This is a genomic window from Brevundimonas fluminis (assembly GCF_003934285.1).
Classification (GTDB): Bacteria; Pseudomonadota; Alphaproteobacteria; order Caulobacterales; family Caulobacteraceae; genus Brevundimonas; species Brevundimonas fluminis.
Genome location: NZ_RQWJ01000003.1, coordinates 259,927 through 280,758, shown reverse-complemented (window position 1 = coordinate 280,758; position 20,832 = coordinate 259,927). Strand labels below are relative to the sequence as shown.

General features: G+C 70.1%; 19 protein-coding genes. 12 read left to right on the top strand and 7 right to left on the bottom strand.

What is annotated here, in order from left to right; all coding sequences use genetic code 11:
• Positions 1–37 precede the first annotated feature (37 nt).
• Positions 38–1,564, top strand: coding sequence for a hypothetical protein (locus tag EFJ44_RS06275; protein WP_125256347.1), 1,527 nt, complete (start codon positions 38–40; stop codon positions 1,562–1,564).
• Here the strand turns inward: EFJ44_RS06275 and EFJ44_RS06270 are convergent.
• Together EFJ44_RS06270 and folE are read right to left on the bottom strand one after the other, a co-directional pair.
• On the bottom strand, positions 1,552–2,691 hold the full coding sequence (locus EFJ44_RS06270; protein ID WP_125256346.1) for an acyltransferase family protein: 1,140 nt from the start codon (positions 2,689–2,691) through the stop codon (positions 1,552–1,554). The genes EFJ44_RS06275 and EFJ44_RS06270 overlap by 13 nt on opposite strands.
• 49 nt (positions 2,692–2,740) lie before the next feature.
• The gene (folE, locus tag EFJ44_RS06265) at positions 2,741–3,319 is read right to left on the bottom strand and encodes a GTP cyclohydrolase I FolE (protein WP_125256345.1); all 579 of its coding nucleotides are present in this window, start codon (positions 3,317–3,319) and stop codon (positions 2,741–2,743) included.
• A gap of 105 nt (positions 3,320–3,424) precedes the next feature.
• Between folE and fliQ the strand changes: the two genes are divergently transcribed.
• The 4 genes from fliQ to cckA are packed head-to-tail and all read left to right on the top strand — an operon-like array spanning position 3,425 to position 7,652.
• Positions 3,425–3,688 carry a flagellar biosynthesis protein FliQ gene (gene fliQ, locus EFJ44_RS06260; RefSeq protein WP_125256344.1) on the top strand — a complete coding sequence of 88 codons (264 nt, stop codon included), beginning with the start codon at positions 3,425–3,427 and terminating at the stop codon, positions 3,686–3,688.
• 4 nt (positions 3,689–3,692) lie between these two features.
• Complete coding sequence (fliR, locus tag EFJ44_RS06255) at positions 3,693–4,466, top strand: flagellar biosynthetic protein FliR (protein ID WP_125256343.1); 774 nt, start codon at positions 3,693–3,695, stop codon at positions 4,464–4,466.
• A complete protein-coding gene (gene flhB, locus EFJ44_RS06250; protein WP_125256342.1) occupies positions 4,459–5,559 on the top strand; it encodes a flagellar biosynthesis protein FlhB in 1,101 nt (366 codons plus the stop codon). The genes fliR and flhB overlap by 8 nt, the downstream gene beginning before the upstream one ends.
• A gap of 47 nt (positions 5,560–5,606) precedes the next feature.
• Positions 5,607–7,652 carry a cell cycle histidine kinase CckA gene (cckA, locus tag EFJ44_RS06245; RefSeq protein WP_206426881.1) on the top strand — a complete coding sequence of 682 codons (2,046 nt, stop codon included), beginning with the start codon at positions 5,607–5,609 and terminating at the stop codon, positions 7,650–7,652.
• Here cckA and EFJ44_RS06240 read toward each other — a convergent pair.
• The gene (locus EFJ44_RS06240) at positions 7,649–7,972 is read right to left on the bottom strand and encodes a hypothetical protein (RefSeq protein WP_125256341.1); all 324 of its coding nucleotides are present in this window, start codon (positions 7,970–7,972) and stop codon (positions 7,649–7,651) included. The genes cckA and EFJ44_RS06240 overlap by 4 nt on opposite strands.
• A 72-nt stretch (positions 7,973–8,044) precedes the next feature.
• Positions 8,045–9,265, bottom strand: coding sequence for an NADP-dependent isocitrate dehydrogenase (locus EFJ44_RS06235; RefSeq protein ID WP_125256340.1), 1,221 nt, complete (start codon positions 9,263–9,265; stop codon positions 8,045–8,047).
• A gap of 168 nt (positions 9,266–9,433) precedes the next feature.
• Between EFJ44_RS06235 and EFJ44_RS14055 the strand changes: the two genes are divergently transcribed.
• From EFJ44_RS14055 to EFJ44_RS06215, 5 genes are all read left to right on the top strand, one after another.
• On the top strand, positions 9,434–9,562 hold the full coding sequence (locus EFJ44_RS14055; protein WP_277596057.1) for a hypothetical protein: 129 nt from the start codon (positions 9,434–9,436) through the stop codon (positions 9,560–9,562).
• Entirely contained in the window at positions 9,559–9,771 is a 213-nt protein-coding gene (locus tag EFJ44_RS06230; RefSeq protein WP_125256339.1) for a hypervirulence associated TUDOR domain-containing protein, read from the top strand. Before EFJ44_RS14055 ends, EFJ44_RS06230 begins: the two co-directional genes overlap by 4 nt.
• A 26-nt stretch (positions 9,772–9,797) precedes the next feature.
• The gene (locus tag EFJ44_RS06225; RefSeq protein WP_125256338.1) at positions 9,798–10,862 is read left to right on the top strand and encodes a DUF1176 domain-containing protein; all 1,065 of its coding nucleotides are present in this window, start codon (positions 9,798–9,800) and stop codon (positions 10,860–10,862) included.
• On the top strand, positions 10,859–11,764 hold the full coding sequence (locus EFJ44_RS06220) for an NAD(P)/FAD-dependent oxidoreductase (RefSeq protein WP_125256337.1): 906 nt from the start codon (positions 10,859–10,861) through the stop codon (positions 11,762–11,764). Before EFJ44_RS06225 ends, EFJ44_RS06220 begins: the two co-directional genes overlap by 4 nt.
• Positions 11,765–11,991: 227 nt before the next feature.
• Positions 11,992–12,978, top strand: coding sequence for a LysR substrate-binding domain-containing protein (locus tag EFJ44_RS06215; protein WP_125256336.1), 987 nt, complete (start codon positions 11,992–11,994; stop codon positions 12,976–12,978).
• Positions 12,979–13,141: 163 nt separating this feature from the next.
• On the opposite strand, the gene EFJ44_RS06210 is transcribed toward EFJ44_RS06215, so the two are convergent.
• Positions 13,142–14,992, bottom strand: a complete 1,851-nt coding sequence (locus tag EFJ44_RS06210) for a DUF885 domain-containing protein (protein ID WP_125256335.1) — start codon at positions 14,990–14,992, stop codon at positions 13,142–13,144.
• A gap of 12 nt (positions 14,993–15,004) precedes the next feature.
• Positions 15,005–16,801 carry a DUF885 domain-containing protein gene (locus EFJ44_RS06205; RefSeq protein WP_125256334.1) on the bottom strand — a complete coding sequence of 599 codons (1,797 nt, stop codon included), beginning with the start codon at positions 16,799–16,801 and terminating at the stop codon, positions 15,005–15,007.
• A gap of 137 nt (positions 16,802–16,938) precedes the next feature.
• Between EFJ44_RS06205 and EFJ44_RS06200 the strand changes: the two genes are divergently transcribed.
• Positions 16,939–17,538 (top strand): DUF2939 domain-containing protein, encoded by a 600-nt coding sequence (locus EFJ44_RS06200; RefSeq protein WP_125256333.1) that lies wholly within the window; start codon positions 16,939–16,941, stop codon positions 17,536–17,538.
• 66 nt (positions 17,539–17,604) lie between these two features.
• Positions 17,605–18,156: a DUF2939 domain-containing protein gene (locus tag EFJ44_RS06195; protein ID WP_125256332.1), complete on the top strand. Its 552-nt coding sequence runs from the start codon at positions 17,605–17,607 to the stop codon at positions 18,154–18,156.
• 3 nt (positions 18,157–18,159) lie between these two features.
• Here the strand turns inward: EFJ44_RS06195 and alaS are convergent, their stop codons facing one another.
• Complete coding sequence (gene alaS / locus EFJ44_RS06190) at positions 18,160–20,808, bottom strand: alanine--tRNA ligase (RefSeq protein WP_125256331.1); 2,649 nt, start codon at positions 20,806–20,808, stop codon at positions 18,160–18,162.
• Positions 20,809–20,832 lie beyond the last annotated feature (24 nt).

The following is a 20,832-nucleotide window of genomic DNA, read 5'->3' as shown; positions in this document are numbered from 1 at the left end:
CCGCTAGCCTCGCCCAGGGCAGTTCGGGGTGAGGTCGATGTTCGGAATCTTGAGGGCGCTCGTCGGCGCCGTGACGCTGGCTCTTTGCGCGGGTCCCGCCTTCGCGCAGACCTGGCTCAAGGCCGAGAGCGAGCACTTCATCGTCTATTCCGACGGCGGCGAGCGGGCGTTGCGCGACTACGTCGTCAAGCTGGAGCGGTTCGACCAGATCCTGCGCCTGCGTTTCGGCGTGCCGCTGGACGAGCCGACCCTGCGCAAGCTTCCCATCTATCTCGTCGCGCGTCAGGCCGGACTGGAGGCCGTGGCGCCCGGGATCGGTCGCGGGGTCGCCGGCTTCTACACGACGAACGAGGAAGACGTCTTTGCCGTCGCCATCCGCAACGACGGCGACGAGACGGTGCTGCACGAATATGCCCACCACTTCTTCTATCAGCACCTCAGCGCCCCCTATCCGGGCTGGCTGAGCGAGGGGCTGGCCGAGTACGTGATGACCGCCCGGATCCGCGACGACGATTTCGTCCTCGGCGAACCCAACGAGGGCCGCGTCAGCTGGCTGAACTACGGCGCGTGGATTCCGCTGGACATGCTGCTGAGCAAGCGGTTCGGCCAGATCGAAAGCGGGGAGTACCGGGGAACCTACTATTCGGTCGCCTGGTTGCTGACCCACTGGTTCTTCTCGACCCCGGAGCGGTCGCGGCAACTGGACGCCTATCTGCGCCTGGTGGCGTCCGGCGTGGGACCGTCCGACGCCATCGTTCAGGCGACCGGCATGAGCATGGTCCAGCTCACCCAGACCCTGACGACCTATGGCCGCGGCAACGTCTATTCCTCGACCTATCCGATCGAATATCGCCCGATCGAAGTGGAGATCACCCGCATGCCGGCCTCGGCCCGCGACCTGATCCTGCTGGGTCAGCGCATCAAGAGGGGCCAGACGGAGGAACGGCGGCAGGAGGCGCTGGCGGAGATCCGGACGCGCGCCGGACGCTGGCCCGACGACGCCTTCGCCCAGCTGATCCTGGGCCACGCCGAACTGCACATTGGCGATCCGGCGGTCGGCGAGGCGACGCTGCTGCGGGTGCTGGAGCTGGATCCCGAGAACGACGAAGCGCTGCAGTTCCTGGCCACCGGCCGCATCCGTCAGGCCGACGACGTCGAGGACCCGGAGCAGCGCCGCAGCCTGCTGGCTCAGGCCCGCGGCTTCCTGGCCCGGGCCTATCGGATCGACCCTGACGACTATTTCACCCTGCTCCTGATCGCCCGGACGCGGGAGGGCCAGCCCGGCTATCCCAACGAGAACGACATGATGACGTGGGAGGCCGCCTTCGACGGCGCCCCCCAGTTGGCCGAGGTCAGACTGGGCTACGGCGCCGCCCTGATCGCCGACGGTCGCGTGGGGGAGGCGCTGGGCATCCTGACGCCTCTCGCCAACTCGCCGCACGGCGGGACCGCCGCCGATGCCGCGAGGGCCCTGGTGGCGCACGCCCTGGGTGAGGCGCCGCCACCGGCCGAAGCCGAACCGGAGCCGGAGACCGGACCCGCCGCGGCCGATCAGGCCGGCTGAGGTTCCGTCGACGCGGCGGGGGCGGCCCGGCGCGTCTTCAGCCACGCCTTGATCCGGCCCTGCAGCGGCCAGTCGATCAGGAAGTGGAAGGCGAAGGCGAACCCGACCGCCGCCAGCACGCCGGCGCTCCACAGCGCCCACTGCACCGGCTCCGACAGGCCGAGGCGGGCCACGGCCACGTTGACCGCGCCGAACCAGGCGATGCGCACGACCTCGTTCGAGATGAACATGGAAAAGCTGACCAGGGCCGCCTTCTCCACCCACTTCGACCGGCGGGTCACCGGGATCGCGCCGGCGGCCAGGATGATCAGGCCGATGCAGGCGATCGAGGCCAGGGCGTTCTTGTCGAACCATTGCAGGGCCGCGAACCCCGCCGTCGCCGCCAGCATCGTCCAGCCCGCCAGACGGGGATGGATCCAGGCGCGCGAGGCGAACTGCGCCAGACACATGCCCAGGAAGAACAGCGGCAGGGCTCGGAGGAAGCCGTACTTCATCGGCATCTGCCACACCGGCAGGCCCAGGGCGGCCCAGGTGGCCTCATTGACGAGCAGATAGACGCCGACGCCCAGGCCCAGAGCAGTCCACGCACCGACGCGGTTCAACCCCTTCAGGATCCACGGGAAGGCCAGGTAGCAGCCGATCAGCGCCGAGATCGACCAGGTCGGCGCGTTCCAGCCCAGCCCGCCGGGGACGCCGAAGCTCTGGACGAGGAGGAGCTGCGCCGGGAACTGACTCCAGTCGAACCATTCCGGATTGCGCGGCGCCACGCCAGCCGCGGAGCTCAGAATCACCAGTCCCGCCAGCGACAGGATCATCATCAGGTGCGCCGGGACGACCCGAAGAACCCTCTTCAGCACGAAGTCGCCCGGGGACATCGTCCCGCGCCGCAACGCGTCCTGGTAGACCCGCATCAGAACGTAGCCGCTGTCGATCAGGAAGAAGTTGGTCAGCAGGAAGCCGCCCCGCTCGAACACGGGGTGCAGGGTCTCGGCGAGCGCATGCGGACCCGCGGCCTGGAAGTGATGCAGGATGATCAGGAAGGCCACGATGAAACGCAGCGCGTCCAGCCAGCCCCCTCGCGCGATGGCCGTTGTCTCATTCCGGGTCGAAATCAGGGCCTGAACCATGACGAAGGGTCCTTTCGGGCCGTTCGCCGCAAGGAGCGGGCCGGGAAAATCACCCGCGGCGCGTCAGGCGCAGGAACTCTTCCCGCGTCCTCGGATCGTCCCGGATCACGCCGCTGAGGTGGCTCGTCGTCAGGCTGGCGCCCGGCGCGTTGACGCCGCGCAGGGTCATGCAGCTGTGTTCGGCCTCGATGACCACGCCCACGCCCTGGGGGCGCAGCACCTCCTCGATCGCGAGGGCGATCTCGGACGTCATCTTCTCCTGAATCTGCAGGCGGCGGGCGAAGCCGCGCACCACGCGCGCCAGCTTGGAGATGCCGACCACGCGGTCCGTCGGCAGGTAGCCCACGTGCGCCACGCCCACGACCGGCAGCATGTGATGCTCGCAGGCGCTGACGAAACGGATGTCCTTCAGGACGACCATCTGGTTGTAGCCGCCGACCTCCTCGAAGGTCCGCTCCAGATATTTGCGGGGGTCGATGTCGTACCCTTCGTAGAGCTCGCGATAGCTGCGCGCGACGCGGGCCGGCGTGTCCAGCAGGCCTTCGCGGTCGGGGTCGTCGCCGGCCCATTCGATGAGGGTGCGCACGGCGGCTTCGGCGTCGGTCTGGGTCACGGGGGGACGGGTCATGCCTTCATCTACGGCAAGCGCGGCCGTCCGTTCCAGCGTTCATCCCTAACCCGCCGTTAACCATGCACCGGGCACTTTCTGCCCGGTTCGAGTTGGAGTTTGGCCATGAGCGGAGCGGAAGTGCTGGACGTGGGGCGCGATGCCCTGTGGCTGACGATCCAGCTGTGCGCCCCGGCCCTGATCGTCGCCCTGGTGGTCGGCGTCGGCATCGGCCTGTTCCAGGCCCTGACGCAGATTCAGGAGCAGACCCTGGTCTATGCGCCGAAGATCCTCGCCATCTTCGTCTCCCTTCTGCTGTTCCTGCCGCTGATGGGCGGCCTGCTGGGCGGCTTCATGCGAACGATCGCCGAACGCATCTCGGGCATGTGACCGGGTGAACGCGTTCGCCGCCGCCGACGAGGTCTGGGCCGCGGCCCTGATCTTCGCGCGTCTGGGCGCCGTGCTTCTGATGTTGCCCGGCATCGGCGAGAGCTATGTGCCCCCGCGCATCCGCCTGTCGCTGGCCCTGGTCATCACCCTGGCCCTGTGGCCCGTGCTGACGGCCTTGCTGCCACCCCTGCCCGCAAGCCTGGGCGCCACCGTCGGCTGGATCATCCGCGAGGTGCTGGTCGGACTGGCGATCGGTGCGGTCCTGCGCGCCTTCATGACGGCGCTGGCCACCGCGGGCGAGGTGGTGTCGTTGCAGACCACGCTCAGCTTCGCCCAGACGGCCAATCCGCTGCAGGCCCAGCCGGGCACCACCATCGCCGCCTTCCTGACCGTGATGGGCGTGACCCTGGTGTTCGCCACGGACACCCATCACCTGTTCTTCGCCGGTCTCGTCGGCAGCTACCGGCTGATCGCGCCGGTCCAGCCGCTGATCGCCGGGGACTTCACCACGCTGGCGATCCGGACGCTGGGCGACAGCTTTCTGCTGGGCGTGCAACTGGCCGGGCCGATCCTGGTCTTCGCCTTGGTGCTGAACATCGGTTCGGGCCTGATCGCGCGGGTCATGCCGCAGTTCCAGGTCTTCTTCGCCACCGCGCCGCTGAGCATCCTCGGCGGCCTGGCCATCTTCGCCCTGTCGCTGGGCACGCTGGGGACGGTCTTCATCGACCGCTACCGCGCGTTGGCGCAGGTCTTCGTTTCGGGAGGCGCCGGTGGCTGACACGCCGGATCCCGAGTCGAAGACAGAAGACGCCACCCCACGAAAACTTGCGGAAGCCCGCAAGAAGGGCGACGTCGCCCGCAGTCCCGACGTCGGGTCGACACTGTCGCTGGTCGGGGCGGCGGCGGTGATCCTGACGCTGGGCGGCGGATTCGCGACCCGGATGGCCGGCGATCTGCTGCCCTTCATCGCCTCGCCCCATCGCATGACCGGGGCGCTGGACGCGGGCGCGGGGGTGGAGATCGGGGCGCGGGCCCTCTGGGCCGCGGCCCCCTTCCTCGGCGCCCTGGCGCTGGCGGTGCTGATCGGCGGCGTCGGCGGCAACGTGGCCCAGTCGGGCGGCATCGTCTTCTCGGCCGAGAAGCTGAAGCCCGACCTGAAGAAGCTGAGCCCCATCAGCGGCTTTCACCGCATCTTCGGCCCGGACGGGCTGGTCCAGTTCCTGAAGACCTTCATCAAGCTGGTGGTGCTGGGCATCATATGCTGGCTGACGATCAAGCCGCACATCGCGGGGCTCGAGACCCTCGCCGCCCTGCCTCCCGCCGCCATGCTGCCGCTGGTGCGGGACCTTTGCCTGACGCTGGCGGTGTCGGCGATCGCCTTCATGTCGGTGACCGCGGGCGCCGACTACCTGTGGCAGCGGCTGCGCTTCGCCAAGCGGATGCGGATGACCAAGGAGGAGGTCAAGGAGGACTTCAAACAGTCCGAGGGCGATCCGCACGTCAAGGCGCGGCAGAAGCAGATCCGCATCCAGCGCAGCCGTCGCCGCATGATCCAGAACGTGCCCAAGGCGACGGTGATCGTCACCAACCCGACCCACTATTCGGTGGCCCTGCGCTATGAGCCGGATCAGGGCGACGCCGCGCCCGTGTGCGTGGCCAAGGGCGTCGACGCCCTGGCGCTGCGCATCCGGCAGGTCGCGGCGGAGCACGACGTGCCGACGGTCGAGAACGTGCCGCTGGCGCGCGCCCTCTACGCCACTGTCGAGGTCGACGAGACGATCCCGCGCGAGCATTTCGAGGCGGCCGCGAAGATCATCGGCTTCGTCATGCAGAAACGGCGCGGACGCCGTCCAGCCGCCACGAAGGGCTGAGGACGATTTCGTCGTATGCTCCTCCATCCGAATCGGGCGCACGCACCATGACCCCATCCCGCCGCCTGCCCTTCGATCCCCTGCTGATCGTGATGGCGCTGGGCGCCGGGCTGGCCGTGGCCGCCATGGCCTATCCGGCCTTCCGGACGGATCCGTTCAGCACGCCGGGCATGATCCTGATCTGCGCCGCCGCGGGCGTTGCCCTGATCGGCCTGCTGGCGTTCGGCAGGAACGAGGCCGCGCAGCGGCCCAGCGGCGACGCCGCGGTCGAAATTCTGGACGCGCTGGCCGAGCCCGCCGCCCTCGTCTGGGCTTCCGGCCAGGTTCTGGCGTTCAACGCCGCCTGGGCCGAAGCCAACGGCGACACGACGCGCCTGCCCAAGGCCCGCGCCGGCGGTCAGGCCCTGTACGCCGCCTTCGCGGAGGCCCGTCGCGGCGGCGAGGGACGAGCGATCGTTTCGGTCGGGGCGAAGGAGATCGAGGTCGTGATCGGCCGGGCGGGCGAAGGCCGTTTCCTGCTGCGCGCCGCGCCCGACGCCCTGCTGGCCCCCTCCAGCGAGCCGGCCCGGCCCGCGCCGATGCGGGCGGACACGGGCGAGGCCCGCGCCATGGCCGCCGGCGCGCCCTTCGGCTCCGCCCTGATCGAGAGCGACGATCTGTTCGCCGGCAAGCTGACGGCGCCCAACGCGGCTCTTGCCGAACTGACCGGACCCGCGGCCGCGCGTGACGCCGCGTTCGGTCACCTGTTCGATCCGGCCGGCGTGGTCGAGGCGCGAGCGCGGCTTGAGGCGGGCTCGCACGGTCCGATCGAGTTGCAGCCGCGCGCCCATCCCGAGCGGATCCTGCACCTCTACGTCGCGCCCGAGGGTCAGGGCCGGCGCATCTGGCTGTTCGACGCCACCGCCCAGAAGTCGATGGAGCTGCAGCTGACGCAGGCGCAGAAGATGCAGGCGGTGGGCCAGCTGGCCGGCGGCGTGGCGCACGACTTCAACAACCTGTTGACGGCCATCCAGCTGCAGCTGTCGGGTCTGCTGGAACGGCACCCGGTGGGCGATCCCTCCTACGAAGGGCTGAACGAGATCCGCCAGACGGCGGTGCGGGCCGCCGACCTGGTCCGCAAGCTGCTGGCCTTCTCGCGCAAGTCCACCGTCCGGCGCGAGCGGCTGGACCTCGGCGAACTGGTCGGCGAGTTCGCCGTGCTGCTGCGCCGGCTGCTGCGCGAGGACGTTCGGCTGGAAACCGATCACGGGCGCGACCTTCCCGTCGTGCTGGCCGACAAATCGCAGCTTGAGACGGCCGTGATGAACCTGGCCGTCAACGCGCGCGACGCCATGCGCGGCGTGGTGGAGCCGGGTGCCGGCGTGGTCACCATCAAGACGCGCCGCCTGACCGCGGATCAGGCCCGGCAGATGGGCTGGGCGCATCCGTCGACCGAAGCCGTGGCGCTGATCGAGGTGTCCGACACCGGGCCGGGCGTTCCGGCCGAGATCATCGACAAGATCTTCGAACCCTTTTTCACCACCAAGGCGGTGAACGAGGGCACGGGGATGGGTCTGGCCACCGTCTACGGCATCGTCGAGCAGGCGGGCGGCCACATCAACGTGGTCAATCTGGAAGGGGCCGGGGCCGCCTTCCGCATCTTCCTGCCTGAGGCGGCGGCGGCCGACCTGGCCGAGGCGCCGGTGGTCGAGAAGGCGGCCAAGGCGCCGCGCGACCTGGCGGGATCCGGCCGCATCCTGTTCGTCGAGGACGAGGCCGCGGTGCGCGGCATCGCCGCCCGACTGCTGCGCCAGCGCGGCTATGAGGTCATCGAGGCCGCGGACGGCGAGGAAGCCCTGATCCTGGCTGAGGAGCACGCCGGCCAGATCGACATGTTGATCTCCGACGTCATCATGCCGGGGCTGGACGGGCCCGCCCTGCTGAAGAAGGCCCGCCCCTTCCTCGGCGACGCGCCGGTGATGTTCATCTCGGGCTATGCGGAGAGCGACTTCTCGGACCTGCTGCAGGACGAGGTCGGCGTGTCCTTCCTCCCCAAGCCGCTCGACATCAAGACCCTGGCCGAGCGGGTGAAGCAGGAGCTTCGCGGCGGCTAGGCGCGGTCGCGATCCCTGCGGCCGTCATGGTCGCGATCACGCCGACGGCGGTCCGGGTATCCGTCGCAGTCGCGGTCGCGCGGCGCGCAGGTAACGACCACGACGGGCGGCTGGTATCCCCAGTCGCCGGGGCAGTATTTCTGGGCAGCGCCGTAGGGAATGCCGGGAGGCGGCGCCCAGTAGCAGTTGCGGTTCTCCCATTCCAAGTCGGCCGCGGCCTGCTCCAGGCCCATGGCGATGGCGTTCCACACCTCCGGGTCGGTGGTGCAGGCGGTGAGGCCCAGCGAGGCGGCGGCGAGAACGAGGGCGGTTCGGCGCATATGAAAATCCTCCCGCCGGCACCCTGACCGGACGGGAGGATTTCGTCGTCCCACGAAAGCTGACGGCGACGCTTACGCCGCCCGGGCCATCTCCGCGGTCAGGTTTTCGGCGACCTTGTCGAGGAAGCCCTCGGTGGTCAGCCAGCCCTGCTGGTCGCCGACCAGAAGGGCCAGATCCTTGGTCATGTGACCGGCTTCGACGGTGTCGACCACGACCTTTTCCAGCGTCTCGGCGAAGCGGGCCAGCTCGGCGTTGTCGTCCAGCTTGGCGCGGTGCTTGAAGCCGCGGGTCCAGGCGAAGATAGAGGCGATCGAGTTGGTCGAGGTGGCCTCGCCCTTCTGGTGCTGGCGGTAATGGCGGGTCACGGTGCCGTGGGCGGCCTCGGTCTCCATCACCTTGCCGTCCGGCGTCATCAGCACCGAGGTCATCAGGCCCAGCGAGCCGAAGCCCTGCGCCACCACGTCGGACTGCACGTCGCCGTCGTAGTTCTTGCAGGCCCAGACGAAGCCGCCCGACCACTTGATGGCCGCCGCCACCATGTCGTCGATCAGGCGGTGCTCGTAGGTCAGGCCGCGCGCCTTGAACTCGGTGGCGTACTCGGCGTCGAACACCTCCTGGAAGATGTCCTTGAAGCGGCCGTCGTAGGCCTTGAGGATCGTGTTCTTGGTCGAGAGATAGACCGGGTAGTTGCGGTTCAGGCCGTAGCTGAACGAAGCGCGGGCGAAGTCGCGGATCGAGTCGTCCAGATTGTACATGCCCATCGCCACGCCCGCGCCCGGCGACTTGAACACCTCGTGCTCGATCACCTGGCCGTCGTCGCCGACGAACTTGATGGTCAGGACGCCCGGGCCGGGCATCAGGAAGTCGGTGGCCTTGTACTGGTCGCCGAAGGCATGCCGGCCGACGACGATCGGCTGGGTCCATCCCGGGACCAGCCGCGGCACGTTCGAGCAGATGATCGGCTCACGGAAGACCACGCCGCCCAGGATGTTGCGGATGGTGCCGTTCGGCGACTTCCACATCTTCTTCAGGCCGAACTCCTTCACACGGGCCTCGTCGGGGGTGATGGTGGCGCACTTCACGCCGACGCCGTGCTTCTGGATCGCGTGGGCCGCGTCGATGGTCACCTGATCGTCGGTGGCGTCGCGATGCTCCATGCCGAGGTCGTAATAGTCCAGCTCGACGTCCAGGAACGGGAAGACCAGCTTGTCCTTGATCATCTGCCAGATGATGCGGGTCATCTCGTCGCCGTCGATGTCGACGATGGGGTTGGCGACCTTGATCTTGGCCATGGGACGTCCTGTTCGAGAGGGGAGTTGCGCGGCGGTATAGCGACCGGCGCGCCGCCGCGCAAAGGCGGCGGCCGCGGCCCTTAACCGTGCCTTGAAATCGCCGCCTGCGGCAAAGCTGAACCTCCGGGGCTCCTGCGCCTTCCAGTGGCTCGAGAGTGGGATGGCGACATGAACGAAGACACGGATCGGCTGGTCGAACGATGGATTCTGGCCTTTTGCGAACCGCCGCCGCTGATCGACGCGGAACTGATGCGCCGGATGCTGGCTGAAAACGACGCGAAGGAGCGGGCGGGGTGAGCGAAAATACCTTCAGGCCCGGCGACGCGGTGAGGTGGGATCACAGCCAGGGCACGACCCGGGGCAAGGTGGTGCGCAAGCTGACCCAGCCGATCAAGATCAAGGGCCACAAGGTCGCGGCGTCGCCGCAAAATCCGGAGTATCTTGTCGAAAGCGGCAAGACCGGCGCCCGCGCCGCGCACAGGCCGTCGGAACTGCGCAAGGCCTGACCGCCGCGCCCTGATCGGGGGACGACATGATCCGCACCGCCGCCATGCTCACGCTGGCCACGCTGGCGCTGGGCGCCTGTTCTCCGCCGGCCGAGAAAGCCGCCCCCGGACCGGCCGGGGCGAAGACGGAGACGGCCGGGGCCGCGACGCCTTCCGGCGCGGCGCGGCGCCCCCAGGACGGTCCGAACGGGATGGCCCCCCGGACGCGCGTGTTCCGTGACTGGATGGCGGTCTGCGACAACGTCAATCGCTGCGTGGCCCTGACCGGGTCGGGCGGCGACGGCGCGTGGCTGAAGGTGGAGATCGGGCCCGAGGGCGACGCCCGGCCGACGGTGAGCTTCGGCGCCGCCGACTTTCGCGACGGCGAGGCGGCGGCGCGGCCGGCCCTGACCGTCGACGGAAGCCCGCCGGGCGCCGACGCGGTTTCGGCGCTGGGGCGCGGGCGCCGGGCCACGATCACCGGCTTCGGCCGCGCCCGTCCGGTCTCGCTGGGCGGAGCGGCCGCGGCCTTCCTCTGGATCGACGAGCAGCAGCGGCGTCTGGGCACGACGACGGCCCTTATCCGGCGTGGCGACGCCGCCCCGAGGGCCGTCGAGCCGGCGCGCGAGAGGCCGCGCGTGACGCCGCTCCGGATCTCCGGCGGCGGGAGCGGCGACGAGCGACCCGTCCCGGCGGCGCTGGAGGCCCTGCCCGCCGTCAAGGAATGCCGCGTCGACGTTCCGGACGGACAGGCCCGCGTCTGGCGCATCGGCGTCGAGAAACTGTTGTGGGAGGTGCCCTGCTATCGCGGCGCCTACAATGCCGGATCGCGGCTGTTCATCGCCGGGCCGGACGGCGACGACGCCCATCCGCTGGGCCTGCCGGTGGCCCGGGGCGAGCCGACCCCGTTCATCGTCAACGGCGACTTCGACCCGGAGAGCGGCCTGCTGACCAGCTTCGACAAGGTACGCGGCGTCGGCGATTGCGGCGTGGCCCGGGCCTGGGCCTGGACCGGGCGCGGCTTCGTCCTGACCGGCGAGGCCGCGATGGAGGAGTGCTGGGGCCTGCCCTCCGACGAATGGCCGGTGCTGTACGAAGCGGTGGTCGAATGAGCGACGTCGATGTCCTGATCGTGGGCGCCGGCCCGGCCGGCCTGACGTCCGCCACCTATCTGGCGCGGTTCCGCCGATCGGTGCTGGTCGCGGACGGAGGCAAGCCGCGGGCCTGCTGGATACCGGTCAGCCACAACATGCCCGGTTTTCCGGAGGGCATCACCGGCGAGCTGATGCTGAAGCGGATGACGGCGCAGGCGACGGAGTACGGAGCCGTGGTCGAACCCGGACGGGTCGAGGCGCTGGAGATCGACGGCGACGGGTTCCGCGCCGACCTGAACGGACGATCCGTGCGGGCCCGGGCGGTGGTGCTCGCCACAGGCGTCGTCGACCGGAAACCGTCCCTGCCCGGCGTGGACGACGCCATCGAGCGGTCGCTGGTCCGCATCTGCCCGATCTGCGACGGCTATGAGGCGACCGGCAAGGCGGTCGCGGTCATCGGCGACGACGACATGGGACTGAGAGAGGCCGCCTTCCTGCGCACCTATTCGGACCGCGTGACGCTCATCCACGTCGGCGAAGGCCCGGCGCCGCGGGCCGAGGAGGCGGCGAGGCTGGGCGTCGAGGTGCTGGTCGGCCCCGTGGAGGCCGTGCGCCTTCGGGACGACCGGGCCACCTGCCTGACGTGGGGTGGGGCAGAGCGCTCGTTCGACCACGTCTATTCGGCGCTGGGCACGACGCCCGCCGTCGACCTGGCCGTGCGATTGGGCGCACGGCGGGCCGACGACGGGAGGCTGATGACGGACGATCACCAGACCACCAGCGTGCCGGGTCTGTGGGCGGCCGGCGACGTGGTCAGGGGGTTGAACCAGATCGCGGTGGCCACGGCCGAGGCTGCGGTGGCCGCCACCGCCGTGCACAACGAACTCCGGCGGGCCGAGGGGATGGTGGTTCGGGACTAGAGCCCGCGACGGGCCGGCCAACGACCCGTCGCGCGCATCACGCGACGCGTGCGCGACCGCCGCCAGTCGTTCAGAACGGCGACCCAGCCCCACGAGGCTTCCTTATGCGTGCGATGAGCTTCTTCCATGGCGGCCTCCGGTGAGTTACGGCTTTCGATGCCCACACCTTGCGCCTTGTCCGGATTTGCGACAAACGGGACTCTCGGAGCTTCGAACAAGGTAAGCTTATGCCTGACCCTTTGGCCTCCATCCCGCTGGCCTCCCTGCGCGTGTTCGAGGCCGCGGCGCGACTGAACAGCTTCACCCGCGCGGCGCAGGAACTGGGCATGACCCAGGCGGCCGTCAGCTGGCAGATCAAGGCGCTGGAAGGCCGGCTGAACCAGAGCCTGTTCCACCGCCTGCCGCGTGAGGTGCGCCCGACCGAGGCGGGCGAGCGCCTGTCGAGGGCGGCGACGGAGGCCATGACCCTGCTCCGGCGGGCGGTGATGGACCTGACGGAGGCCGACGTGGGCGTGCTGTCCATCACCACTCTGGCGACGCTGGCGACCCAGTGGCTGGCGCCCCGGCTGGGCGGCTTCCAGCTGGCGCATCCGGAACTGGCGGTGCGGCTCGACACCGCGCCGCACGTCGTCGACCTGGGCCGCGACGGCTTCGACGTCGGCATCCGTTCCGGCTCGGGCGACTGGCCGGGGGTGGAGGCGGTCAAGGTGATGCCCAGCGTCTTCACGCCGCTGTGCAGCCCGCGTTGCGTGCAGCGTCTGGGCATCCGCGAGCCGAAGGACCTGCTGAACGCCCCGCGCATCGGTCTGGAGAAGGAATGGGCCGTCTGGTTCGCCGCCGCCGGCGTGCCGGCCGAAGGCCAGACCCCGTCGCGCCTTCGGGCCGACTATCAGGCGCTGGAGGTGGCGGCCGCGCTGGGCGACCAGGGCGTGGCGTTGGCCAGTCCGATCCTGTTCGCGCGCGAGATCCAGGCCGGTCTTCTGGTCCGGCCGTTCGACCTGGCGGTCGAACTGGTGCCCGGCTGGGCCTACTGGCTGTGCTGGCCGCAGGGACGCCGCCGGGTCGGCAAGATCGCCCGCTTCCGCGACTGGCTGCTGGCCGAGGCGCGATCCGATCCGGCGGTGCAGGCCGCGTTCGCGTCCGCCGGGATCGAGGGCGACCCGGCGCAAGGTCAGATCCCGTCACCTTCCGTCACGGGCGAGATCCGCGGCTAGCGACGACGGCGGGCGGCGGAGGAACCGCCCATGATCCGTCGCACAGGCGCGGAGGTCGCCGCCCTGGCCGTGGCGCTCGATGACGACCGCAGGATCTCTACGAACACGCCTACATCGTCTGCGACGACGAATCGCCGCCGCATCGGCCGCACAGGCCGCGGCGCTAGCCCCGGCGCGAGGCGATCCAGTCGTCGACGACGCGTTCCAGCACCGTCAGCGGCACGCCGCCGGTCTCGAGCGACGCGTCATGGAAGCCCCGCAGGTCGAAGCGCGGGCCCAGCTGGTCCTGCGCCTTCTTCCGCAGGCGGACCCATTCATTGTGGCCGACCTTGTAGGTGCAGGCCTGACCCGGCCAGGCGCAATAGCGTTCGACCTCGGACGTGGCCGCGCCCTCGCCGTCGCCATAGGCCTCCATCATGTACTGGATGCCCCGTTCGCGGCTCCAGCCCTTCGAGTGAATGCCCGTGTCGACGACCAGACGGGCGGAGCGGAACATCAGCGACTGCAGATAGCCGATGCGGCCCAGCGGATCGTCCTCATAGGCCCCAAGCTCGTCCGCCAGCTGCTCGGCGTACAGGCCCCAGCCCTCGACGTAGCTGGAGAAGAAGACCGTGTTCATCAGCTTGGGCGCCGACGGGCTCTCCTGCTGCAGGGCGATCTGCAGGTGATGGCCAGGCGACGCCTCGTGATAGGTCAGGGTCGGCAAGGTCCACAGCGGCCAGTCGGCCGTGTCCTTCAGATTGATCCAGTAGATGCCGGGCCGCGACCCATCGAGGCTCGGTGAGTTGTAGTAGCCCAGCGACGCCCCCTGCTCGATCGCGGGCGGCACGCGGCGGATCTCCACGGGCGATTTCGGCAGGCGACCGAAGGCGGCCGGCAGTCGCGCGTCCATGGCCCGCATCTGCGCGTTCAGTCGGGCGATGATGCCTTCCTTGCCGGCGTCCGTGTTGGGGGCGATGAACTGCGGGTCCTCGCCGAGGGCGCGGATGCGCTGGGCCACCGTGCCCTGGGTGAAGCCCTGCGCCTTCAGCAGGAGGTCTGCCTGCGCCGACAGCTGGGCGATCTGGTCCAGTCCGATGCGATGGATCTCGTCCGGCGTCAGCGTGGTGGTGGTCAGGTATCTCAGGCTGTTCCGGTAGTATCGCTCGCCCTGCGGCAGGCGCGCCACCGAGGCGTCATGGCCGGCGCGCGGCTGAACGGCCTTCAGGGCCGCGGTCTGCGCCGCCAGCGCCGGGTGCACCTTGTCGGACACCAGGCGCTCGACGCGGGCGGCCCAGTCTCCCGTCAGGCCCTTCGCCGCCGTCCGGCGCGCGACCGACGCCACCAGCGGCGTGTCGCCCGGCGCGATCGCCGTCATCGCTTCCTGCTGGGCGATGGCCTTGGCGAGGATGAAGTCCGGCGGGATCACGCCGCGGCCGAAGTCCTCCCGCATCCGCTCGGTCTCGGCGGTCAGGACGTCGGCCAGCATGCTGACGCGCGCCACATAGGCTTCGGCGTCCGCCACCGTCTCGATCGTGTGCTGGGTGTCGAGGAAGTCGGGCGCCGACTGATAGGCGCCGCTCAGCTGACTGACGCGATAGATCTGGGGCCAGCCGCCCTGGCCGTAGGGGATGTCGAAGGTCGCGATGACCGCGTCCCAGTTGGTCGCCAGCGTGTCGTGCCGGATGGCGTCGATGCCGGCCAGTCTGGACCGGTCCACGGCCGCCAGTTCGGCGCGGAACTCACGCACGAGCCGACGACCGTCCTCCTCCTCGGCGAGGGTCGGCACGGTCAGCCGCGACTTGGCGGCGGCGCGGGCGCCCGTGTCGAGGCCGAAACCGGTGACCGTCTCCGGCGAGGCGTCCAGTGTCCGCTCCCAGGCGTCGTCCATGAAGGCGGTCAGCTGCGCCGCCACCGCGGGATCGGAGACGGCGGGCCCGGCAGGCGCCGTTCCGGTCAGGGCGGGCGCGCAGCCCGCGGCGACGAGCCCGGCGCCGGCGGCTGAGCCCAGCAGGACGCGGCGATTCATGGACATGGACGCTTTCCTTTACGCGAAGCGGGCGCGGACCCGCTCCTGAAGCACGGACAGGGGCACGATGCCTTCCAGCAGCACGGCGTCGTGGAAGGCCTTGATGTCGAAATTCCCCTTGGCCTCGACCTCCTGCCGCAGGCCCTCGATCACGGTCTGGCCCAGCTTGTAGGAGCACGCCTGCCCGAGGGTGACGATGTAGCGGTCGATCTCCTTCTCCGCGGACTCGGGCGGCTCGCCGCATTCGGCGACCATCCAGGCGATGGCCTGATCGCGGGTCCACTTCTTGTGATGCAGGCCCGTGTCCACGACCAGACGCACCGCGCGGAACAGATAGGACTGCAGATAGCCGACGCGGCCGACCAGATCGTCGCCGTACACGTCCAGATCGTCAGCGGCGACGCGCTCGGCGTACAGGGCCCAGCCCTCCGTGTAGGCCGAGTTGCCGGCCAGACGGCGGTACAGGGGCAGGTCGCCGGCCTCCTGCGACAGGGCGATCTGGAAGTGATGGCCTGGCGACGCCTCGTGGTAGGTCAGGGTCGGCAGCGACCACTTGGGCCAGTTCGCCGTGTTGGACAGGTTGATGTAGTAGGCGCCCGGCCGCGACCCGTCGAGCGACGCCCGCTGATAATAGCCGCCCGGTGCGCCCAGTTCGATGGCCGGAGGGACGCGGCGGATCTCGACCTTCGACTTCGGCAGGGTGTTGAAGACGCGCGGCAGCAGCGGCTCCAGCTCGGCCATCTGGACGTTCAGCGATTCCAGCAGCTGGGCCTTCCCCTCGTCGGTGTTGGGCCAGAGGTATTGCGGGTCCTCGTTCAGCACGCGGATGCGATCGCCCACACTGCCCTCGGTCATCCCCATGCGGCGGAACAGGCCGTCCATCTCGGCCTGTATGGAGGCCACCTGCTTCAGACCGATCTGGTGAATCTGGTCGGCCGTGTAGTCGGTGGTCGTGTAGCCCCGCAGGGCCAGCGCATAGGTTTCCGCCCCGGCCGGAAGCTTCCAGGCGCCTGCGTCGTCGGTCGCCGACGGGCGCTGGGCTTCGAACACCGCGATCTGACGACCGAGCGCGGGCTTGACCTCCGCGTCGACCACCGCCGTGGCCTGCGTCGTCCAGTCGCCCGTCAGCCCCTTGTCCGCGGTCTTCTTCGCCAGGGCCTGGATCATCGCCCAGTCGGCGGTCGGCATGTCGCGCAGGGTCCGAAGCTGCGTCAGGGTCTTGTCCATCAGGAAGGCGGGCAGGACCACGCCCTTCCGGCCGATCTCGGCGACGCGCTCGCTCTCATGGTCCAGCGTCCTCGCGAAGGCCCGGCAGCGCGACACGAAGGCGTCGGCGTCCTCCGCCGTCTCGATCCGGTGCTGATTGGCCATGAAGTCCGGCAGGCTGAAGTAGGATCCCCAGCGCTGGGTAACGACATAGGGACTGGAGCCGCCGCCGTGCGGCAGGGCCACGCCCATGGCCGCGCCCTCGGCAGAGAAGCGGAAGATGGCCAGCGTCACCTTCGACGCTTCCGACAGCTTCGACGCGTCGATGGTCTGGATCTCGGCCCATTGCGCCAGGGCGCGGGCGTCGTTCTCCGCCCGCGCCCCCGCGCTGGCGTCGGGCAGCTTGCCGGCCAGGTGGGCCCGGTCGCCGCGGTCGATGCCCAGGCTGGTGGCCAGGGTCGGATTGCGGTCGATCGTCTCCTCCAGCCAACGGGTCAGCATGGCGTCCAGCCGGGCGTCCTCCTCGGTCCGAACCGACGCCGCGGCGGGCGCGGCGAGCACGGCGCCGGTCGCGGCGGCGGTCAGCATGAGGTGGCGGCGGTTCAGCATGGATCCCTCCCGAGGACTCGTTCGGCGCGCATGGGCGCACGGGGCGCGGGCGTTCGCAAGCGCTCGCGCGGCGCGCGCGCCGGATTGAGGCATCGCCCCGGACGTGCTTGCCTGCCCGTTCACGGAAGGACCCCGGCATGATCCGCATCCTCGGCAATCTGATCGGCCTGATCGTGGCCGTGGCCGTGATCGGCTTCTTCGCGGCCCCCTACGTCGGCTTCTTCGGAATCCGTGCCGCGGCGGATGCCGGCGATCAGGCGGGGCTGGAGAAGCTGATCGATTACGCCGCCGTACGCCGGTCGCTCGGCCCGCAACTGGAGGGCCGCGCCGAGGCGACCGCGCCCGCGCCCGGCTTCCTCGAAGACCCGATCGGGGCGGTGGTGCGAGGGCTGGAGCGGCCCACGCCGGACCGGCAGGCGCAGGTGGACGCCTATCTGACGCCGGTGGCCCTGGGCGGGCTGACTCGCGGCGAGGGCCGGTTCGCCGCCCAGCGCTCGTCCAGCCCGGCTCCGGCCGAAGCGCCCGAAGGCGGGCCCTGGCCCACGCCGCGTCACTGGGGCGTCGATCGCGCCCGCATGACGGTGGAGGACGAGGGCGGGTCGCAGACGGTGTTCACGTTCGAACGCCGCGGCATCTATGAGTGGAAGCTGGTCCACGTCGGCCTTCCCGCGGGCGCGGCGACCGCGCCTCAGCCCGCCGTTCGCGACGGCCGCACGGCCCCCCGGGTCGGCGGCTGACGGCGGCGCTGGCGGACCGGCGCGAAACCGGTCTAGGCTGACCCGTCGCAGCGTGGAGTGAACCCTTTGAACCGCAAGCTGATCAACGGCCTCGCCGCGGCCGTCGCCGTCGTGTTTCTGGGCTGGTTCGCGGCCTCGCCGTGGCTGGCGGCGAAGGCCTTGGGCGACGCGGCCGAGCGGGGCGACGCGCAGGCGCTGGAGCGGCTGGTCGACTTCCCGCGCTTTCGCGACAGCATGAAGCAGGAGTTCAACGCCCGCTTCGTCGAGGAGATGCGGGCCAGCTCGGGCGACGATCCGCTGGCCGGACTGGGCGCGCTGCTGGGGCCCGCGCTGATCTCCGGCGCGGTCGACGCCCTGGTCACGCCGCAGGCCATCGCCATGATGGTCCGCACCGGCGAGGCGCCGAAGGCCGAAGACGTCGCCCGGCCCGAACCGAAGGCGGACGAGCCGGAGCCGAAACGCACTCTGGGCTATCGCGACCTGAACACCTTCGCCATCAACTTCGAGGATGGTCGACGCGCGGACCGGTCCATCACCCTGTTGATGAAGCGCGACGGCCTGTTCGGCTGGAAGCTGGCGGCGGTCGACCTGCCGGAGCGCGAGGTTCCGGCGGCCTGATCCTCACCCCGCCAGCGCGTCCCGCACGGCCTGCAGACCCGCCTCGGCCTTCGAGCCGTCCGGGGCGCCGCCCTGGGCGAAGTCGGGTTTGCCGCCCGCGCCCTGCCCGCCCATCGCGACGACCGCCGCCCGCGCCAGATCCGCGGCGTTCACCTTGCCGGCCATGTCCAAGGTCGCCGCGACGGTGACCGCCGCCTTGCCGTCGGTGACGCCGATCAGGGCGACGACGCCGGAGCCGACCTGCTTGCGGAAGTCCTCGGCCACGCCGCGCAGGCCCTTTCCGTCGACGCCGTCCAGCACGCGGGCGATCAGCTTGACGCCGCCGATCTCCTCCGGCGCCGAAGACGCGCCCGAGCCGCCGCCCAGCGCCAGCTGCCTCTTCAGCTCGGCGACCTGCTTCTCCAGAGCCTTGACCGAGGTCTGCAGGCCCTCGACGCGGGCGGTGACGTCCGCCGGCTGGACCTTGAAGTCGCGCGCCAGGCCGCGGGCGACCCTCGCCTGGCCTTCGACGTACAGGCGCGCGGCCTCACCGGTCAGGGCCTCGATCCGGCGCACGCCGGCGGCGATGCCCTGCTCGGCCACGATCTTGAACAGGGCGATGTCGCCGGTGCGGGTCACGTGGGTGCCGCCGCACAGTTCGACCGAATAGGGCTTGTTGTCCGTCGTCAGCGACTGGCCAAGCGTCAGCACGCGGACCTCGTCGCCGTACTTCTCGCCGAACAGGGCGATGGCGCCGGCCTCGATGGCCTCCTGCGGGGCCATCAGCCTGGTCTCCGCGGGGACGTTCTGGCGGATGACGGCGTTGACCTCGGCCTCGATCGCTTCCAGCTCGGCCTCGGTCACGGGGGCGCCGTGGCTGAAGTCGAAGCGGGCGCGCTCGGCGTCGACCAGCTGGCCCTTCTGCGCCACGGCGGCGCCCAGGACGTTCTTCAGCGCGGTGTGCAGCAGGTGGGCGGCGGAGTGGTTGGCGCGGGTGGTGCGGCGCTTTTCGGCGTCGACCCGCTGGGCCACCCGGGCGCCGATCGTCAGCGTGCCCGAGGTGATCTCGGCCGACAGGACGTGCAGGTCGCCGGCGTGCTTCTTGACGTCGATGACCTCGGCCGAGCCGCCCGGCCATTCCAGCGATCCGTGATCGCCCGCCTGGCCGCCGCTTTCGGCGTAGAAGGGAGTCGTGTCGAACAGCACTTCCACGATGTCGCCGGAGTTCGCCGCGTCCACCGCCGCGCCGTCCTTCATCAGGACCAGCACTTCGCCCGAGCCGTCGACGGCGTCGTAGCCGGTGAAGACCGTCGGTCCCAGCCGGTCGCGGATGGCCAGCCATTCGCCGGCGTTCGCCGTCTGGCCCGAGCCCTTCCAGTGCTCGCGCGAACGCGCGCGCTGTTCGGCCATGGCGTTCTGGAACCCGTCGACGTTGACGCCGAAGCCGCGCCGGCGCGCCTCGTCCTGCGTCAGGTCCAGCGGGAAGCCGTAGGTGTCGTAGAGGGTGAAGGCGGTCTGGCCGTCGAGCATGTCGCCGGCCTTCAACTCCCGGGCCGCGTCCTCGAACAGGCTCATGCCCTTGGACAGGGTGGTGCGGAAGCGGATCTCTTCCTGCCTCAGCGTGTCCTCGACGAAGGCCTGGGCGCGCTTCAGTTCGGGATAGGCCTCGCCCATCTCGGAGACCAGCGTCGGCACCAGCCGGTGCATCAGGGGCTCGGTCGCGCCCAGCAGGTGGGCGTGACGCATGGCGCGGCGCATGATGCGGCGCAGGACGTAGCCTCGCCCCTCGTTCGAGGGCGTCACGCCGTCGGCGATGAGAAAGGACGAGCTGCGCAGGTGGTCGGCGATGACGCGGTGCGACGGCGCCCGGTCGCCCTCGGCCTTCGTCCTCGTCGCCTCTTCCGAGGCCGCGATCAGGGTCTGGAACAGATCGGTGTCGAACACCGAGTTCTTGCCCTGGAGCACGCTGGCGATGCGTTCGAGGCCCATGCCGGTGTCGACGCTGGGTTTCGGCAGGGAACGGACGATCTCGTCGTTCTCCTTCTCGAACTGCATGAAGACGTTGTTCCAGATCTCCACGAAGCGGTCGCCGTCCTCGTCGGGCGAGCCGGGTGGGCCGCCGGGGACATGGTCGCCATAGTCCCAGAAGATCTCGGTGCAGGGGCCGCACGGACCGTTGTCGCCCATGGCCCAGAAGTTGTCCGAGCCGGCGATGCGGATGATCTTGTCGTCGCCGAAGCCCGTGACTTTCTTCCAGATCGCCGCCGCCTCGTCGTCGTCGACGTAGACGGTGACCAGCAGACGCTTCGGATCGAGGCCGAAGTCCTTCGTCACCAGCGACCAGGCGCGGTCGATCGCGTGGTCCTTGAAGTAGTCGCCGAAGCTGAAGTTCCCCAGCATCTCGAAGAAGGTGAGGTGGCGGGCGGTGTAGCCGACGTTGTCCAGATCGTTGTGCTTGCCGCCGGCGCGGACGCACTTCTGGGAGCTGACGGCGCGGGGCGACGGCGGGCGGGCCGCGCCCGTGAAGTAGTCCTTGAACGGCACCATGCCGGCGTTGACGAACAGCAGGGTCGGGTCGTTCTGCGGCACCAGCGGCGCGGAATGGATCTTCTGGTGCCCGTCGGCCTCGAAGAAGTCGAGGAAGGTCGAACGGATCTGCTTCAGGCTGGCCATGGTGTCGGACGCGCGTCAGGGGGA

What these genes read in the sequence shown, in the direction of transcription:
- EFJ44_RS06275 (WP_125256347.1), top strand. Translation starts at nt 38, where the DNA reads ATGTTCGGAATCTTGAGGGCGCTCGTCGGCGCCGTGACGCTGGCTCTT.
- EFJ44_RS06270 (WP_125256346.1), bottom strand. Translation starts at nt 2,691, where the DNA reads ATGGTTCAGGCCCTGATTTCGACCCGGAATGAGACAACGGCCATCGCG.
- folE (WP_125256345.1), bottom strand. Translation starts at nt 3,319, where the DNA reads ATGACCCGTCCCCCCGTGACCCAGACCGACGCCGAAGCCGCCGTGCGC.
- fliQ (WP_125256344.1), top strand. Translation starts at nt 3,425, where the DNA reads ATGAGCGGAGCGGAAGTGCTGGACGTGGGGCGCGATGCCCTGTGGCTG.
- cckA (WP_206426881.1), top strand. Translation starts at nt 5,607, where the DNA reads ATGACCCCATCCCGCCGCCTGCCCTTCGATCCCCTGCTGATCGTGATG.
- EFJ44_RS06240 (WP_125256341.1), bottom strand. Translation starts at nt 7,972, where the DNA reads ATGCGCCGAACCGCCCTCGTTCTCGCCGCCGCCTCGCTGGGCCTCACC.
- EFJ44_RS06235 (WP_125256340.1), bottom strand. Translation starts at nt 9,265, where the DNA reads ATGGCCAAGATCAAGGTCGCCAACCCCATCGTCGACATCGACGGCGAC.
- EFJ44_RS14055 (WP_277596057.1), top strand. Translation starts at nt 9,434, where the DNA reads ATGAACGAAGACACGGATCGGCTGGTCGAACGATGGATTCTGGCCTTT.
- EFJ44_RS06225 (WP_125256338.1), top strand. Translation starts at nt 9,798, where the DNA reads ATGATCCGCACCGCCGCCATGCTCACGCTGGCCACGCTGGCGCTGGGC.
- EFJ44_RS06220 (WP_125256337.1), top strand. Translation starts at nt 10,859, where the DNA reads ATGAGCGACGTCGATGTCCTGATCGTGGGCGCCGGCCCGGCCGGCCTG.
- EFJ44_RS06215 (WP_125256336.1), top strand. Translation starts at nt 11,992, where the DNA reads ATGCCTGACCCTTTGGCCTCCATCCCGCTGGCCTCCCTGCGCGTGTTC.
- EFJ44_RS06210 (WP_125256335.1), bottom strand. Translation starts at nt 14,992, where the DNA reads ATGTCCATGAATCGCCGCGTCCTGCTGGGCTCAGCCGCCGGCGCCGGG.
- EFJ44_RS06205 (WP_125256334.1), bottom strand. Translation starts at nt 16,801, where the DNA reads ATGCTGAACCGCCGCCACCTCATGCTGACCGCCGCCGCGACCGGCGCC.
- EFJ44_RS06200 (WP_125256333.1), top strand. Translation starts at nt 16,939, where the DNA reads ATGATCCGCATCCTCGGCAATCTGATCGGCCTGATCGTGGCCGTGGCC.
- alaS (WP_125256331.1), bottom strand. Translation starts at nt 20,808, where the DNA reads ATGGCCAGCCTGAAGCAGATCCGTTCGACCTTCCTCGACTTCTTCGAG.